Below are 16,819 nucleotides of genomic sequence, written 5' to 3'. Positions count from 1 at the left end.
GAAGGAGGTATTTACGATGGATTGGGGAATGAAAAATCGGCTGTCACAATTAATTAAACCCGATGGTCACTGTTTATTTTTGCCTATTGACCATGGATATTTTCTTGGTCCTACAACAAAATTGGAAAAACCAAGAGAGACAATTAAACCACTTCTTCCTTATTGTGATGCCCTGTTTGTTACCAGAGGAGTATTGCGTTCGTGCATAGAGCCTGATAATAGTGTTCCAATTATTCTACGGGTATCAGGAGGCACAAGTATTGTAGGAAAAGATCTGGCTAATGAAGGCATAACCACCTCTGTAAAGGAAGCACTCAGACTTAATGTATCTGCTGTAGGTATATCTATATTTATAGGTAGCGATTATGAGCGCCAAACACTACTAAATCTGGCAAGACTTGTAGATGAAGCAGAGGATTATGGCATTCCAGTGATGGCAGTTACCGCTGTTGGTAAGGAATTAGAAAAGCGAGATGCCCGTTACCTCGCCTTATGCTGTCGCATCGCTGCGGAGTTAGGGGCAAAGGTGGTAAAGACATACTGGTGCGAGAATTTTGAGAAAGTAGTAAACGGTTGCCCTGTCCCCATAGTTATAGCAGGTGGACCAAAGGTAGACACAGATCTTGAGGTGTTGGAATTTGTTTACGATGGAATACAAAGAGGTGCTATAGGTGTTAATCTGGGGAGGAATATCTGGCAAAATGAACACCCTGTTGCAATGATCAAGGCACTAAGGGCCATCATCCATAAAAAGGCAACACCCAAAGAGGCATACGAGCTGTTTAATGAGGTGAAGGAAAAGGGTAAAAAAGTGGGGCTCACTAAATATTAACGACTAACTATGCGCGTAGCAGTATATTACAATAACAGGGATATAAGGATAGAGGAGAGACCGATCCCAAAGATTGGTTCAGGTGAGATACTCGTAAAAGTAGTTGCGAGTGGCATCTGTGGAAGTGATGTAATGGAATGGTATCGAATTAAAAAAGCACCTGCCGTATTGGGTCACGAGATAACAGGAGAGATTGTTGAGGTTGGTGAGAATGTCAGGGACTACAGGGTAGGTGATAGAGTTTTTGTGTCACATCATGTCCCATGCAATACCTGTCATTACTGTCTAAATGGGCATCATACCGCATGTGAGACTCTGCATAAAACTAATTATGAACCTGGAGGCTTTGCTGAATATATTCGTATACCTGAAATAAATGTTGACCGGGGTGTATATCTGTTGCCTGATGAGATATCTTTCGAAGATGGGACATTTATTGAGCCGCTTGCATGCGTTGTGCGCGGACAGAGATTATTACGAATACAACCTGGTGAAAGTATACTCATCATAGGAAGCGGTATCTCGGGACTCCTCCATATAAATCTTGCTCGGATAACTGGAGCAGGACGGGTGATTGCAACTGATATTAATGAATATCGCCTTAAGGCATCTATTAGATTCGGGGCAGATACAGTTATTTATGCCGAAGAGGATGTCCCATCCCGTTTGCGTCAGGTCAATAAAAACAGACTTGCTGACCATGTAATAATCTGTACAGGGGCACCATCTGCCATTGCTCAGGCTCTTCAATCTGTAGATAGTGGGGGAACTGTCTTATTTTTTGCAGTTCCTGAGCCATGTATTAATGTCAGTATACCAATTACTGATTTCTGGCGTAGAGAGGTAACAATGATGACCTCGTATGGTGCCAGCCCATCAGACATCGCAGTGGCAATAAAACTCATAAGTTCTCGAAAGGTTCATGTTAATGAAATGATAACGCACAGATTAAGCCTCTCGGAGACAGGTCTCGGATTTCAACTCGTTGCTGATGCTAATGAATCTATCAAGGTGATTATCGAACCATCGCGGTAATAGACATGGATTTTATCCATAAAACAACCAGGAAACTTGGCTGCTATCGGGCTTGACAAAACTGTTTTAAGGTATGTATCATAATTTTAAGAAAATGATAGAGAGAAAGGGATGACCCTCAAAGAAGTAAAAGAAATTTTGAATGCAGAAGTTATAGTAAATACGGCTGATTTAGAAACTGAAGTGAAGATGTGTTGTGGATGTGATTTAATGAGTGATGTGTTAAGTTTTGTTAAAGCAGGGTCTTTACTCCTAACAGGTCTGGTAAATGCCCAGGTAGTTCGTACCGCAGAAGTATCGGAAATAAAGGCAATTTGTTTTGTTCGTGGAAAAACACCATTCGAAGAAACTATAAATCTTGCAAAAGAGAAAGGGATTCCATTACTAACCACCAAACTCCCAATGTACGAATCATGTGGTAAATTATATCAAAAAGGATTACCTGGTTGCTCAGAGTATAAAGGTAGTTAATCTCTTATGATTTCTAACCGTTTTCCTTTCTCTCGTTTCCCAAGAAAGGTGAGACATACTTTATGGCACAAAAAGAAAAAATCAGTGTAATTCGAGAACTGACATATAACTTAAAAGTTGGTGAGGTAATGAATAGAAAGGTTATTACGATTGGCCCAGATAACTTAATTATTGATTTACGTAATATCCTTCGTGATAACCGTATCTCTGGAACACCAGTAGTAGAAAAAGATAAATTAATTGGAATCATCAGTATTGAAGATCTCATCAAATCTTTAGCAGATTGCGAAATGGATGCCACTATCTCAGAAAAAATGAGTCAAAAGATAGAAGTTTTATATAAAGATGAACCACTTATTCATGCGATTAATAAATTTGATAAATTTGGCTATGGTAGATTCCCTGTAATTGAAAGGGGAAATGAGAAGTTAGTGGGGATTATTACTAAACAAGATATCGTTCATGGATTATTACGAAGATTAGAAGATATGTATCAGGAGAAGGAAATTCATCGTTGGTATGAAAGTCGTATCCTTTTTGAAGATATCATTGCGGATAGAGTAAGTATAGTTTTAGAATATGAGATTATTGGTGATGACTTTGAACATGCAGGAGAAGCAGCAAGTAGTCTTAAAAAGACACTCACTCACTTTGGTATTCATCCACACACTGTCCGTAGAGTAGCTATTGCAATCTATGAAGCGGAGATGAATATCGTTATCTTTACTAAAGGGGGCAAGATTATTGCTAATATTCAACCAGCCCAGATTGAGATTGAGGCAATAGATTCGGGTCCGGGGATTCCTGATATTGAGCAGGCGATGCAACCTGGATTTTCAACTGCTCCAGAGCGGATACGGGAGTTAGGTTTTGGTGCAGGGATGGGCCTTCCCAATATCAAAAAATGTGCGGATATTATGAATATCAAATCAGAGATAGGTAAAGGGACAGAACTTAAGATTATAATTAACCTGAATTAACAAAGAAAAATTTTTGAAATAATTCGGTGAATAGTGCTATAATGTATCCGTTCGCCATTCATAGTTTACCATTCCTGTCACGGTGAACGGCGAATGGACAAAGGTAAACGAAAAGGTATTATATGTTATTGCAGGTAAAGGTAGAAGGGCTTCTTTTTGATCCAAGAAGTGGAATGTATATTGTTCTCCTCAAGGAGATAAATGGTGGAGAAGAAACTCTCCCCATATGGATAGGTAAACCTGAGGCAGATGCAATAGCACTCGGTCTGGGCAAGATATTAACACCAAGACCTATGACACATGACCTCATAAGAAATATAATAGAAGGTTTAGGGGTTAAGGTGTTGAGGATTGTGGTAACAGATATCGTAGAAAACACATATTACGCCTCTGTTTACATAAATCAATATGGTGAGGAGATCGTTATAGATTCCAGACCGAGCGATGCGATCGCCTTAGCCTTGAGAACAAATGCCCCTATATTTGTTGATAACAGAGTGATAGAAAAGCATAACACGGATGGATTGGAAGAATGGTTGAGGAACTTGAAACCTGAAGATTTTGGGAAATATCCAATGTAGTATTTTTGTGATGGCAATATTCAGAACACAGGGTATTGTTCTCAGGTCAATAGAGTATGGGGAAGCTGACCTTATTATTACTTTCTTTACATTTGAGAAGGGACGGCTCAAAGGATTAGCAAAAGGGTGTAGACGAACCAAGAGTCGGTTTGGCAGCAGTTTTGAACCTTTTACACATACAAGATTAGGATTATATGGTAGAGAAAACACCTCACTTTTCAGGGTAACACAGTCTGATATAATACATTCATTCCACAGGCTAAGAGATGATATGGTCAATCTTGGATACGCATCGTATATGTCTGACCTTATCGATGAATCTTCTCCTGAATGTGAACCAAACCATGAACTCTTTACGCTCTTCATTCAGTCTCTTAGGTTTATTGAATCAGGGGAAGAACCCGATACAATATCCAAGATATTCCAGATAAAACTCCTGAATCTTCTTGGATATAGACCCGAGATAACAAGATGTAATTATTGTGGTAGTTCTATAAATAATTCTCCTGTTAATTTTTATCCATCACATGGTGGAGCCATATGCGATAGATGCCGCAGTGAGATTGATGGTAGTTGTTTTATAATAGGTAATGGGACCACTAACTTTTTTCACAAAGCCATAGAGATTGAGGTCAACAAAATAAACAGACTTAAGTTAACCCCACAGATAAAGATGGAACTTAATTCAGCCCTTTTATCTTATTTTAGTTATATACTTGGAAGAAGGCCAAGATCATATTCCGTCCTTGAACAGCTCGAAAGGCGTGATGGCTGCATTGCTTGACAAAACATGGCTATTTTGATAGACTTTTTTACCCCGTTAGAAAACGATTTTCTAACGGGGTTTACCCCCTTAGACAATGGACGATGTCTTGAACTTTCAGGATTTAATATTATTGCTCCAAAAATTCTGGTCAGAACAGGGATGTGTTATACAGCAACCCTATGATATAGAAGTTGGTGCTGGCACATTCAATCCTGCTACATTCTTTAGGGTCCTTGGTCCTGAGCCATGGAGGGTAGCTTATGTGGAGTCATCAAGAAGACCCACCGACGGTCGTTATGGAGAAAATCCTAATAGACTCCAACACTATTATCAATACCAGGTAATAATGAAACCGTCACCCGAAGATAGTCAGGACATCTATATAGAAAGCCTCTCAAGTATTGGTATAGACCCACTGAAACATGATATACGATTTGTTGAAGACGACTGGGAATCCCCGACACTCGGTGCATGGGGACTCGGGTGGGAAGTGTGGCTTGATGGTATGGAGATCACACAGTTTACATATTTTCAACAGGTTGGGGGATTTGATTTAAGACCTGTATCTGTAGAGATCACATACGGGCTTGAACGGCTTGCAATGTATATACAAAATGTGGAGAGTGTTTTTGATATAGAATGGGCAAAGGGCATAAAATACGGCGATATTCATCACGAATGTGAGGTAGAGTTTTCAAGATATAATTTTGATGAGGCAGATGTGGAGGCGCACATTAAATTATTTGAGTTGTTTGAAAGAGAGGCATTAAGGCTTTTACGAATAGGGCTTGTCCTTCCTGCATATGATTATTGTCTTAAATGTTCACATACATTTAACATGCTTGATGCAAGGGGTGCAATAAGTGTGGCAGAGAGGACAGGGTATGTCGCAAGAGTAAGAAACATTGCAGAAGACTGTGCAAAAGGATATCTAAAGATAAGAGAGGAGAAAAGATTCCTGCTTTTAAATACTTTGAGGAAATGAATAAAACACTTTTACTCGAGATAGGAACAGAAGAGATACCTGCCAGATTCATTCCACCTGCATTAATCGGAATGAAAGAATCCATTCAGCGACTACTTAACAGCTATAATATAACCTTTGGAATAGTGTCTACCTTTGCTACCCCAAGAAGACTGGTGGTTCTTGTAGAGGGTGTTGCAGAACATCAAAGTAGCAGTATAAAGGAAGTTGTTGGACCTGCAAGGAGGATTGCATTTGACGATAAAGGAACTCCAACGAAGGCTGCTTATGGCTTTGCAAAAGTACAGGGTATATCTGTTGAGATGCTTAAGATAAAGCATACCGAAAGGGGAGAATATATCACAGCAGTCTTTGAGGAAGAAAGAAAGGAGACAAGAATACTTCTACCTGAGATACTAACTACATTTATAAGGTCAATAACCTTTCCAAAGGCAATGCGATGGATGGATAAGGACATCTCTTTTGCAAGACCTGTCCACTGGATACTGGCGCTATTTGAAAATGAAATTATATCATTCGAAATAGATGGTATCAGAAGTGGAAATGTCTCAAGAGGTCACAGGTTTATGAGTCCTGGGGCATTTGCCGTCAGGGATCCAAAGATATACAAGCAACTTATGGAGAACAACTCTGTGATAATTGACCCACAGGAAAGAAAGGATATGATAAGAAAACAGATTGAGGAACTCGCATCATCATTAAACTGTGACACAATAGAGGACGAGGAGCTCTTGACGACTGTTTCAAATCTGGTTGAATGTCCTGTGGCGGTGTTAGGAAGATTCGAGAGGAAATACTTAGAACTTCCGAGAGATGTCCTTATAAATGCTATGAAAGAGCATCAGAAATATTTTCCATTGATAGATACGAATGGCAATCTTCAACCCTACTTTATAGTCATAAGTAACACAAAGGTTGAAGACATGGATATTATAAGGAGAGGGAATGAACGGGTGCTTAAGGCGAGACTTGATGATGCAAGTTTTTACTACGAGGAAGATCGCTCTGTCCCTTTGTGGGATAGAGTTGATAATTTAAAACAGGTTGTGTATCACGAAAGGCTTGGTTCTCTTTATCAGAAGGTCAAAAGGATGGCTGAGATAGCGTCCTATATTACATCAAAGATAGATCAAGAGCTAAAGGAAATTGTTGAAAGGGCATCATATCTCTCAAAGGCAGACTTGACGACTGGCATCGTAGGAGAGTTTCCAAAGCTTCAAGGTATTATCGGAAGGGAATACGCTATACTATCTGGAGAGAAGAAAGAAGTCGCTGATGCCATTTATGAACACTACCTACCAAGATTCTGGGGTGATACCCTTCCTGAAAGCAAGACGGGAGCCATAGTCGGTATAGCGGATAAAATAGACACTATTGCTGGTTTCTTCTCCATAGGGATTATACCCACTGGTTCTGAAGACCCATACGCCCTGAGAAGAAATGGAAACGGCGTCGTCCAGATAATCCTGAAATGTAATGTTCGTATAGGATTATCTGATCTTGTGGCTAAAGCCCTTCAAGGATTTAAGGGGAAAGTTTTAATTAAAAACAGTTTGCAGGGAGAAATCATGGAGTTTCTCCGCCAGAGAGCAGCATATATCTTTACATCAGAGGGTTATATGAGCGACATGGTGGATGCAGTTCTCTCTGCTGGATTTGATGATCTTATTGATGTAAAAGAAAGGATAGAGGCACTCTCAGAATTCAGAAAGACGGATGATCTTATTCCCTTTGTAACTGTATCAAAAAGGGTTGTAAATATACTTCCAGATGGTTATCGTGGAAGGCTCAGCCATAAACTCCTCACAGAGGATGCTGAGAAGAGATTGTACAGGACAGTTAAACTAATAAACAAAGATACAAAACACCTCATCGATAGAAATTCTTATACTGATTTTATAAATAAATTACTTGCGTTCAGAGTTGAGATAGATAATTTTTTTGATAATGTGCTTGTTATGGATAAGGACGAGGGTATGAAAAATAACCGTTTAGCATTGCTTGGAATGGTATCAGATATCTTTAAAAAGGTAGCGGATTTTTCGAAAATAATAGTATAGGTTCTACGACCTGTAAGGAGGAGGGACAAAATGGGTGTTAAAAAATATCTCTATTTCTTCGGTGATGGCAAAGCAGATGGAAGAGCTGATATGAAAAATCTTTTGGGGGGTAAGGGAGCAAACATAGCAGAGATGACTAACCTTGGCATTCCTGTTCCTCCTGGATTTACGATAACTACGGAAGTTTGTACTCTTTATTACAAAAATAACCGGAAATACCCTCGAGAACTTAAGGCGCAGGTCACTGCTGCACTGGCAAAAGTAGAAAAAATAATGGGTAAAAAATTTGGAGGCCCCGACAATCCGCTTCTTGTTTCAGTGCGTTCTGGAGCAAGAAGCTCCATGCCTGGCATGATGGAGACCGTATTGAATATAGGTCTTACAACAAAGACAATCCCGGGGCTTATAAAGAAGACAAACAATGAACGCCTTGTATATGACGCCTATCGTCGTCTGCTTATGATGTATTCCGATGTTGTTATGGAAAAGGCTGCTGGAATAGAACCTGAAGATGGAGAAGGTATCCGTCAGAAACTTGAGCATACAATGGAAAGGATGAAGAAAGAAAAAGTGTACAAAAGCGATACTGATTTGACATCCGAGGATCTGAAGATACTTTGTGACGAGTTCAAGGTGATTATTAAAAAAACACTTAAAAAAGAGTTTCCTGATGACCCACAGGAACAGTTATGGGGTGGTATCGGTGCTGTTTTTCAGTCATGGATGGGAAAGCGTGCCGTCTCATACCGCAGGATAGAAAAGATACCAGATGACTGGGGCACTGCTGTTAATGTTCAGGCCATGGTTTTTGGGAATACAGGTGACAATTCGGCAACCGGAGTTGCCTTCACACGAAACCCTGCAACAGGAGAAGACATATTCTTCGGTGAATGGCTGCCAAATGCACAGGGAGAGGATGTTGTTGCAGGCATCAGGACTCCTAATCCTGTAAATAAGGCAGGTAAGACAAAAGACACAAGGCATCTCCACTCATTAGAGGAGGCAATGCCGAAATTATATAAAGAATTATTTGGTATCCAAAAGAGGCTTGAAAAGCATTATAAGGATATGCAGGATATTGAATTCACCATTGAGGATAGTAGGCTCTGGATGCTCCAGACAAGGGTTGGCAAGCGTAATGGTCAGGCTGCAATACGAATGGCTGTTGAGATGGCGAAATCGAAGCTTATTACAAAAGAGATGGCTCTCTTACGTGTAAAACCCGACCAGATAGATGAACTCTTACATCCCAGTGTTGCCCCTGCTGCTGAAAAGAGAGCTACTGAGCTTGCAAAAGGTCTGCCTGCTGGTCCCGGCGGAGCTATCGGAAGAATTGTATTTACCGCTGATGATGCAGAAGCATGGGCAAGGAGGGGTGAGAAAGTTATACTTGTAAGGAATGAGACCTCTCCAGAGGATGTGCATGGAATGCATGCTGCACAGGCTATCCTTACAGCAAGGGGTGGAATGACAAGCCATGCGGCACTTGTTGCGAGAGGCTGGGGCAAATGCTGCATAGTAGGCTGCTCTGACCTTGATATAGATATCCAGAAAAAAGAAATCCATGTAAATGGAAGAATACTCAAGGAGGGAGACTGGATAACACTTAATGGAACAAAGGGCAGGGTATATAAAGGTAAACTCGACTTATTGCCTGCTGACCCTGAGCATAATCCATGGTATAAGGAACTTATGAAATGGGCTGATCGGTTCAGAAAATTAAAAGTCAGGACAAATGCTGACAGACCTGAGGATGCTATTGTGGCAAGAAACTTTGGTGCTGAGGGAATAGGGCTTTGCAGGACAGAACATATGTTCTTTGGACCAGACAGGATAAAGGCTGTAAGAGAGATGATACTTTCTGATACAGTTGAAGGAAGGAATAATGCACTTGCAAAGCTTCTTCCGATGCAAAGAGGTGACTTTATTGAGATATTCAAGGCTATGGACAGACTTCCTGTAACCATAAGGCTTCTTGATCCACCCCTCCATGAATTTCTTCCACATACCGATAAAGAACTCATGGAATTGGCAAGTGAGATGGGTGTGACCTTTGAGCACTTGCGCGCCAAGAATAAATCACTACACGAGTTTAACCCTATGCTCGGACATCGTGGTTGCCGTCTCGGTATTACCTACCCTGAAATGTACGAAATGCAGGTGCAGGCTATTATGGAGGCTGCATGTGAACTTTCAAAACAGAAGATCAAGGTAATTCCTGAAATAATGATTCCTCTTGTTGGACATATGAAGGAACTGGAGACGATGAGAAACCTTACCGTTTCTGTTGCAGAAAGGGTTCAGAAAGCGTATAAGGTGAAAGTACCATATACAGTAGGGACTATGATAGAGCTACCCCGTGCCTGTATAACCGCTGATAAGATAGCTACTGTTGCTGACTTTTATTCCTTTGGGACCAATGACCTTACACAAACAGTTTATGGACTCTCAAGGGACGATGCCGGAAGATTCCTGCCATTTTATATAGGGAGCGGAATACTTAAGGAAGACCCCTTTATTTCCATAGACACAGATGGAGTTGGTGCATTTATGCGCATAGCAGTTGAAAAAGGCAAGAAAATGAAGAAAAACCTTAAGATGGGAATTTGTGGCGAGCACGGAGGCGAGCCCAAATCTGTAGAATTCTGCCATAAAATCGGACTTGATTATGTAAGCTGTTCACCCTATAGGGTTCCGATAGCACGTTTTGCAGCAGCACAGGCAGCTCTAAAAGAAGAAAGAAGACAACTGAAGAGTTAAGAGTTGAACAGTGAAAAAAAAGACGAATACTTCATGAGGCTTGCACTGAGGCTTGCCGAAAAGGGAAAAGGGAAAACGAACCCAAATCCTCTTGTAGGCGCTGTAGTTGTAAAGAATGGAAGGGTATGTGGTAGGGGCTACCATAAAAAGGCTGGTATGCCACATGCAGAAAAGGTTGCAATTGAGGATGCTGGTTCGGATGCGAAAGGTGCCACACTTTATGTAAATCTTGAACCATGCTGTCACCATGAAAAAAAGACTCCTCCTTGTACTTCTTTAATAGCCAACAGTGGTATAACCCGTGTAGTAATTGGGTGCATCGATCCTAACCCTTATGTATCAGGAAGAGGTATAAAAGAACTTGATGATGCAGGTATCGAAGTAACAACAGGGATTCTTGAGGAAGAATCAAAGAGATTAAATGAAGTTTTTTTTAAATATATAACAACAAAAAAACCATTTGTAATACTGAAGGCTGCAATAACCATTGACGGAAAGATTGCAACATCCACAGGGAAGTCTCAATGGATAACCGGGGAAAAGGCGAGACAGGCTGTTCACCGCTTACGAAATCAAGTAGATGCTGTGCTTGTGGGTATAGGAACCATCCTCAAGGATAACCCCAACCTGACTGCAAGAACTAAGAGTAAGAAAGCTAAAGACCCATGCAGGGTCATAGTGGATAGCCTGCTAAATATCCCTCTTGATTCAAATGTCCTTATTCAAAAATCATCTGCACCAACATATATAGTAACAACAAAACCTGTCCCTGAAGATAGGGTTAAACACCTTAAGGACTTAGGTGCAAAGATACTTTTCTTTGACAGTATAAATAATCATATAAGCCTTAATCAGCTTATGATAAGATTGGGTGAGATTGGTATAACTAGTGTTATGATTGAGGGAGGATCCAGAATAAATGCATCTGCTTTAAGGGAAAGGATTGTGGATAAGATTATTTTATTTGTTGCACCCAAGATTCTCGGTGGAAAAAATGCCATAGGAATGGTAGGCGGTATATCCCCAGAGTCACTCGAGGATGCTATTGTAATTAAGTGGTCGCGTCTTCGAAGGGTTGGGGATGACATAATGGTTGAAGGTTATGTGGTTTGAAGTTTTATTAATACTGTTGTTAATTCTTCTCAATGGTTTCTTTGCTGCATCTGAACTGGCGGTTATTGCAACGAGAAAAAGTTATATAAAACAACTCTCAGAAGAAGGTGACAGGAGAGCTATGGTTTTAGAAAAAATCAAGGACCAACCTGAGAGATTTATCGCAACAATTCAGATAGGTGTTACGCTTGTCGGGGCGATGGCTGCTGCGATAGGTGGTGCTGCAGCTGCAGAGGTCTTAAAACCAATTATAAAAAAGATACCAATATTTGCTATTCAGATAGCAAGTGAGGCGATATCTATAGGAGTGGTTGTAGTTATAATATCCTACCTTTCACTTGTTCTTGGAGAACTCGTTCCTAAGTCATTGGCATTAAAATATCCTGAGAAGATCTCAATATGGGTAGCAAAACCAATAAAGTGGTTTTCAGATGCATCATCATCTCTGATTGATATTCTGACTGCGAGCAGTAACATAGTATTGAAACCATTCAAAGGTAAGACCTCATTTGAAGGGTCTCTCGTATCAGAAGAAGAGATAAAATTAATATTGAAAGAGGGAAGAGAAAAGGGCGTATTTGATCAGACCGAACAGGAACTCATTCACAGCGTATTTGAGTTTGCAGATAGATCTGTCAGAGAGGTAACGGTTCCTGCTACAAAGATCGTTGCAATTCAGATAGATACCCCTATCGAAGATGTCCTAAAATTGATAACTGAAGAGCAATTCACAAGATACCCTGTATATAACAGGGACATAAATGATATACAAGGAATACTTTATGACAAAGACCTTTTTGCTCCATTATCGAGGAAGGAGTCTATCGAACTTAAAAACCTGATACACCCTGCATATTTTATCCCTGAAAGTATGAAGGTAAGCCATCTCCTTAAGGAGATGCAACGGAGAAGGATACATATGGCTATTGTGGTAAATGAATATGGAGGGGTTGCGGGTCTGGTTACTATGGAAGACCTTATAGAAGAGATAGTCGGAGAGATACAAGATGAATACGATATAGAGAAACCTGTCGAGATGTTAAAAAACGGTGTGCTTGTGGTTGATGCCTCCATATCTGTCAGAGACCTTAATGAAGACTATTCACTAAATATTCCTGAGTCTCCAGAGTATGAAACTCTTGGTGGGTTTGTGCTTACCGGGATTCAGAGAATGCCAAGAGGCGGAGAGACGGTTAAATATGGAGGATATAAGTTTACAATTGTTGATATGGAGGGCAGAAGGATATCGAAGATCAGGGTAGAAGTAGTTGAGTAAACCCCGTTAGAATTTCATCCCATTAATAATATCTACGGGATTAAAACATAGTACATTCTAACGGGGTAAATAGAAATTTGTTCGATGTTATGGTATAATGATTTTTAATTGTCACCCTGAGCGAAGCGAAGGGTCTCAAAAAGAGCCTGTCCTGAGAGGAGTCGAAGGGATTCTTCGGTTTTGCCTCAGAATGACAGCTGATATAACCATCAATGTTTACAGGCATCATAGAAGAACTCGGAAGAGTAAAGACGATAGAGCAGGATTTACAATCCGCAAGAATTATAATCAGTGCTAAAAAGATTATTTCTGGGCTTAAGCCTGGTGACAGTGTGTCTGTTAATGGCGTCTGTCTTACGGTTGTGGCTCATCGGCGTAAAGAATTTGAGGTGGATGTCTCATACGAGACTATAAGGGTTACAAATATCGGGAAACTCAAGATAGGTGAAGCAGTAAATATAGAGCGGGCGATGCAATTATCTGACCGTCTTGGAGGGCATATAGTCACAGGACATATTGATGGTACAGGGTCTATCTCAGAAAAAATGATTTTAGGGAATTGTACATTCTATACAATCAAGACTGATGAAGACTTATTAAGATACATAGTTAAAAAGGGGTCTGTTGCTGTTGACGGTATAAGTTTAACTATCGCTGATATTGTATCTGGAGGTTTTAAGGTCTGCATCATACCTTATACCGAAAGGATGACCACGATGGGGTTAAGAAAGATTGGTGATACGGTGAATATAGAGACAGACATCATTAGTAAATATGTTGAAAATCTGCTCAAAAATAAAAAAGACTTTGTCCTCTTTGAAAAATCACAAAAAACCATAGATGTATCATTTTTAAAAGAGCATGGATGGTTATGACAAGGGATACATTCAAATTCAACATAATAGAAGAAGCGATAAAGGACATAAGAGAAGGCGGGATGGTAATCCTTGTTGACGATGAGGATAGAGAGAATGAGGGTGACCTTACTATGGCAGCAGAGAAGGTTACACCAGAGGCAATAAACTTTATGGCAAAGTTTGGACGTGGATTGATATGTCTTTCGCTTACCCCTGAAAGGGTAGAAGAGTTACAACTACCAATGATGACGGCGGATAATACATCCACTTTTGGAACGGCATTTACCGTTTCTATCGAGGCAAAAAAGGGTGTTACTACTGGTATATCTGCTGCGGACAGGGCAAGGACTATTCTGACAGCCATCAATCCAAAAACAAGACCGGAAGACCTTGCAAGACCAGGTCATGTATTCCCCCTTAGGGCAAAAAGAGGAGGGGTGCTTAAAAGGGCGGGGCAGACAGAAGGCTCTGTTGACCTTGCACGCCTCGCAGGACTTTACCCCGCAGGAGTTATATGTGAGATCATGAATGATGATGGAACAATGGCAAGGGTTCCCCAACTTATGGAATTTGCAAAGAGATTTTCTCTAAAGATAGTAACCATAAAAGACCTTATCGAATACAGGATGAGAAAAGAATCATTCGTGAGAAGGATTGCAGAGACAAGGCTTCCAACAAAATATGGGGGAGAATTTATTGCCATTGCCTATGAGAATGACCTTGACAAAGAAACACATATAGCCCTTGTAAAAGGTAAGATAGACTCGGATAAGCCTACACTTGTAAGAGTCCATTCAGAGTGTCTCACGGGTGATGTGCTTGGTTCTAAAAGATGCGACTGTGGAGAACAGATTCGAAGGTCAATGGAGATGATTGCCTCAGAGGGCAGGGGTGTACTTCTTTACATGAGACAGGAAGGGAGAGGGATTGGACTTTCCAATAAACTCAAGGCTTATGAACTTCAGGATAGAGGGCTTGATACTGTTGAGGCAAATGAAAAGTTAGGTTTTAAGGCTGATCTCAGAGATTACGGTATCGGTGCTCAGATACTTGTAGATTTAGGGCTTCGTAAGATAAAATTGTTGACCAATAATCCAAAGAAGATAGTTGGTTTAGAAGGCTATGGGCTGAAAGTGGTTGAAAGGGTTTCCATAGAAGTGATGCCTCACGAAAAGAATGTGTTATACCTGAAGACAAAAAAGGGAAAGATGGGGCATATACTGAATAATGTTTAATCCAAGTCCAGATATAAGGATTTTAATAAGCAGGGTTGGCTTTCGCTTCCTACGAGATTTTTCGACAGTTCTAAGTTCCTTTCGCTACAGCCTCGAAACTTACCCTATGGGTTCGGACAGTCGAGGCTGTGGACGCTACAGTTCACTAAGAACTGTTACCGAAAAATCTCTGATGTTGCTCAAACCAGCCCTGCTTATTGTTGGTTCTGCGTCTAACTACAGAGGGAGGTCATTATGGCAAAGATAATTGAAGGAGTACTTCAGGCAAGGGGATTCAGATTCGGAATCGTCGTCAGCAGATTTAATACATTTATATCAGAACATTTGCTGGAGGGTGCTATGGACGCACTCCAAAGACATGGGGCAGGTGAAGAAAACATTAAAATAGTTAAGGTTCCTGGTGCCTTTGAGATACCACTTGTTGCAAAAAGGTTGGCGCAGTCAAAAAAATACGATGTGGTTATATGTCTTGGTGCAATCATAAGGGGTTCTACTCCTCATTTTGAGTATATAGCAGCCGAGGTCTCTAAGGGGATTGCGTCCGTCGGTCTTGAAACAGGTGTTCCTGTCATCTTTGGTATTCTCACTACAGATAATATAGAACAGGCCATCGAGAGGGCAGGCACAAAGAGTGGAAATAAAGGCTGGGATGCCGCTATCTCTGCCATCGAGATGGTAAATCTTATGAAAAGCATATAGGTTCCCTATGGGCAGAAGGAGGAAGGCGAGGGAGATTGCCCTGCAGGTACTCTATCAGATTGATATCAGACAGGAAAAACTTACAGAGGAATTCCTCGATGAAGCATTATATGACTGTAAGAATATTTCCATAAATGATGAGATGGCTGAATATAGTAAAAAACTCATCAGAGGCATCATGGAAAATCTCACCAGCATAGATGATATAATAGCCCATTTTGCAGCGAACTGGAGAATAGATCGTATGGCTGTTGTTGATCGTAATATCCTTCGTATTGCAGTCTATGAACTGAAATATCGAGACGATATACCTTCAAAGGTAGCGATAAATGAGGCAATTGAGATCGCAAAGAGATACAGCACAGAGGATTCAGGGACATTCATCAATGGGATACTCGATGGTGTAGCAAGGTCATTAAAAGAACACAGAACACAGAACACAGAACACAGAACAAAAATTGAGATACGCCATCATATCTGACATCCATAGTAACATTGAGGCACTTAATTCTGTTCTTCGGGATATTGAATCAGAAAAGGTAGATGATATTTTCTTTCTTGGTGATGCAGTTGGATATGGACCAGATCCGAATTTATGTATTGATGAGATAAGGGGGGGATGCCGAATAATTATTGCAGGGAATCATGATCATGGGGCAGTAGGGCTTACCGATATATCAACTTTCAATCCATATGCGAGGATAGCTGTCGAATGGACAGCAGAACAACTTACATCATGGAATAAAGCGTTCCTATTAAATTTGCCTCTCACTGCAACACATAAAAAAGGAGACATAATATTTGTTCATTCAACACCAAAGATGCCTCATGAATGGAACTACATATTTACGATGTGGGATGCATACGATAACTTCGCCTATTTTAGCGAAAAGATATGTTTTGTCGGGCATTCTCATAGACCTGTAATTATCATACATCAGGAGAATGATATTTTACTGAGAGAAGAAAAGACCTCCATCGAAGATAATCGTCGCTATATAATAAATGTAGGGAGTGTCGGGCAACCGAGAGATGGCAATCCAGATGCATCATATGCCATATATGATACAGAGAAAAGCGTTCTTGAGATAAAGAGGGTGCCTTATAACTTTGCCGAAACGCAGAAGAAGATGAGAAATGCAGGGCTACCCGCATATCTCATAGAAAGA

The 16,819-nt window shown here is 40.5% G+C and carries 16 protein-coding genes; all 16 read left to right on the top strand.

All coding sequences use genetic code 11. The features are described 5' to 3' along the window. Positions 1-832, top strand: an 832-nt coding sequence (gene lsrF / locus AB1488_05040) for a 3-hydroxy-5-phosphonooxypentane-2,4-dione thiolase (GenBank protein ID MEW6409460.1), incomplete at its 5' end; no start/stop codon positions are given. Positions 833-841: 9 nt separating this feature from the next. Further along, the gene (locus AB1488_05035; GenBank protein MEW6409459.1) at positions 842-1,867 is read left to right on the top strand and encodes a zinc-dependent dehydrogenase; all 1,026 of its coding nucleotides are present in this window, start codon (positions 842-844) and stop codon (positions 1,865-1,867) included. A gap of 111 nt (positions 1,868-1,978) precedes the next feature. Next, on the top strand, positions 1,979-2,338 hold the full coding sequence (locus AB1488_05030; protein ID MEW6409458.1) for a DRTGG domain-containing protein: 360 nt from the start codon (positions 1,979-1,981) through the stop codon (positions 2,336-2,338). Between the two features lie 62 nt (positions 2,339-2,400). Continuing rightward, on the top strand, positions 2,401-3,318 hold the full coding sequence (locus AB1488_05025; GenBank protein MEW6409457.1) for a CBS domain-containing protein: 918 nt from the start codon (positions 2,401-2,403) through the stop codon (positions 3,316-3,318). A 122-nt stretch (positions 3,319-3,440) separates the two neighbouring features. Continuing rightward, a complete protein-coding gene (locus tag AB1488_05020) occupies positions 3,441-3,899 on the top strand; it encodes a bifunctional nuclease family protein (protein ID MEW6409456.1) in 459 nt (152 codons plus the stop codon). Between the two features lie 10 nt (positions 3,900-3,909). Continuing rightward, the gene (recO, locus tag AB1488_05015; GenBank protein MEW6409455.1) at positions 3,910-4,683 is read left to right on the top strand and encodes a DNA repair protein RecO; all 774 of its coding nucleotides are present in this window, start codon (positions 3,910-3,912) and stop codon (positions 4,681-4,683) included. Between the two features lie 88 nt (positions 4,684-4,771). Beyond that, complete coding sequence (locus AB1488_05010) at positions 4,772-5,650, top strand: glycine--tRNA ligase subunit alpha (GenBank protein MEW6409454.1); 879 nt, start codon at positions 4,772-4,774, stop codon at positions 5,648-5,650. After that, entirely contained in the window at positions 5,647-7,710 is a 2,064-nt protein-coding gene (glyS, locus tag AB1488_05005; GenBank protein MEW6409453.1) for a glycine--tRNA ligase subunit beta, read from the top strand. The genes AB1488_05010 and glyS overlap by 4 nt, the downstream gene beginning before the upstream one ends. A gap of 30 nt (positions 7,711-7,740) precedes the next feature. Next, a complete protein-coding gene (ppdK, locus tag AB1488_05000) occupies positions 7,741-10,470 on the top strand; it encodes a pyruvate, phosphate dikinase (protein ID MEW6409452.1) in 2,730 nt (909 codons plus the stop codon). 3 nt (positions 10,471-10,473) lie between these two features. Next, positions 10,474-11,583: a bifunctional diaminohydroxyphosphoribosylaminopyrimidine deaminase/5-amino-6-(5-phosphoribosylamino)uracil reductase RibD gene (ribD, locus tag AB1488_04995; protein ID MEW6409451.1), complete on the top strand. Its 1,110-nt coding sequence runs from the start codon at positions 10,474-10,476 to the stop codon at positions 11,581-11,583. Continuing rightward, positions 11,573-12,859, top strand: coding sequence for a hemolysin family protein (locus AB1488_04990; GenBank protein MEW6409450.1), 1,287 nt, complete (start codon positions 11,573-11,575; stop codon positions 12,857-12,859). Before ribD ends, AB1488_04990 begins: the two co-directional genes overlap by 11 nt. A 212-nt stretch (positions 12,860-13,071) precedes the next feature. Then, complete coding sequence (locus tag AB1488_04985) at positions 13,072-13,734, top strand: riboflavin synthase (protein MEW6409449.1); 663 nt, start codon at positions 13,072-13,074, stop codon at positions 13,732-13,734. After that, positions 13,725-14,951, top strand: coding sequence for a bifunctional 3,4-dihydroxy-2-butanone-4-phosphate synthase/GTP cyclohydrolase II (locus AB1488_04980; GenBank protein ID MEW6409448.1), 1,227 nt, complete (start codon positions 13,725-13,727; stop codon positions 14,949-14,951). The genes AB1488_04985 and AB1488_04980 overlap by 10 nt, the downstream gene beginning before the upstream one ends. 234 nt (positions 14,952-15,185) lie before the next feature. Next, positions 15,186-15,650, top strand: coding sequence for a 6,7-dimethyl-8-ribityllumazine synthase (gene ribE, locus AB1488_04975; GenBank protein ID MEW6409447.1), 465 nt, complete (start codon positions 15,186-15,188; stop codon positions 15,648-15,650). Positions 15,651-15,657: 7 nt separating this feature from the next. After that, positions 15,658-16,131, top strand: a complete 474-nt coding sequence (gene nusB / locus AB1488_04970; GenBank protein MEW6409446.1) for a transcription antitermination factor NusB — start codon at positions 15,658-15,660, stop codon at positions 16,129-16,131. After that, a partial coding sequence (locus AB1488_04965) for a metallophosphoesterase family protein (protein MEW6409445.1) occupies positions 16,109-16,819 on the top strand: 711 nt, incomplete at its 3' end. The genes nusB and AB1488_04965, both read left to right, overlap by 23 nt.

Source organism: Nitrospirota bacterium (assembly GCA_040756155.1).
Classification (GTDB): domain Bacteria; phylum Nitrospirota; class Thermodesulfovibrionia; order JACRGW01; family JBFLZU01; genus JBFLZU01.
This window is presented reverse-complemented; position numbering and strand designations above follow the sequence as displayed.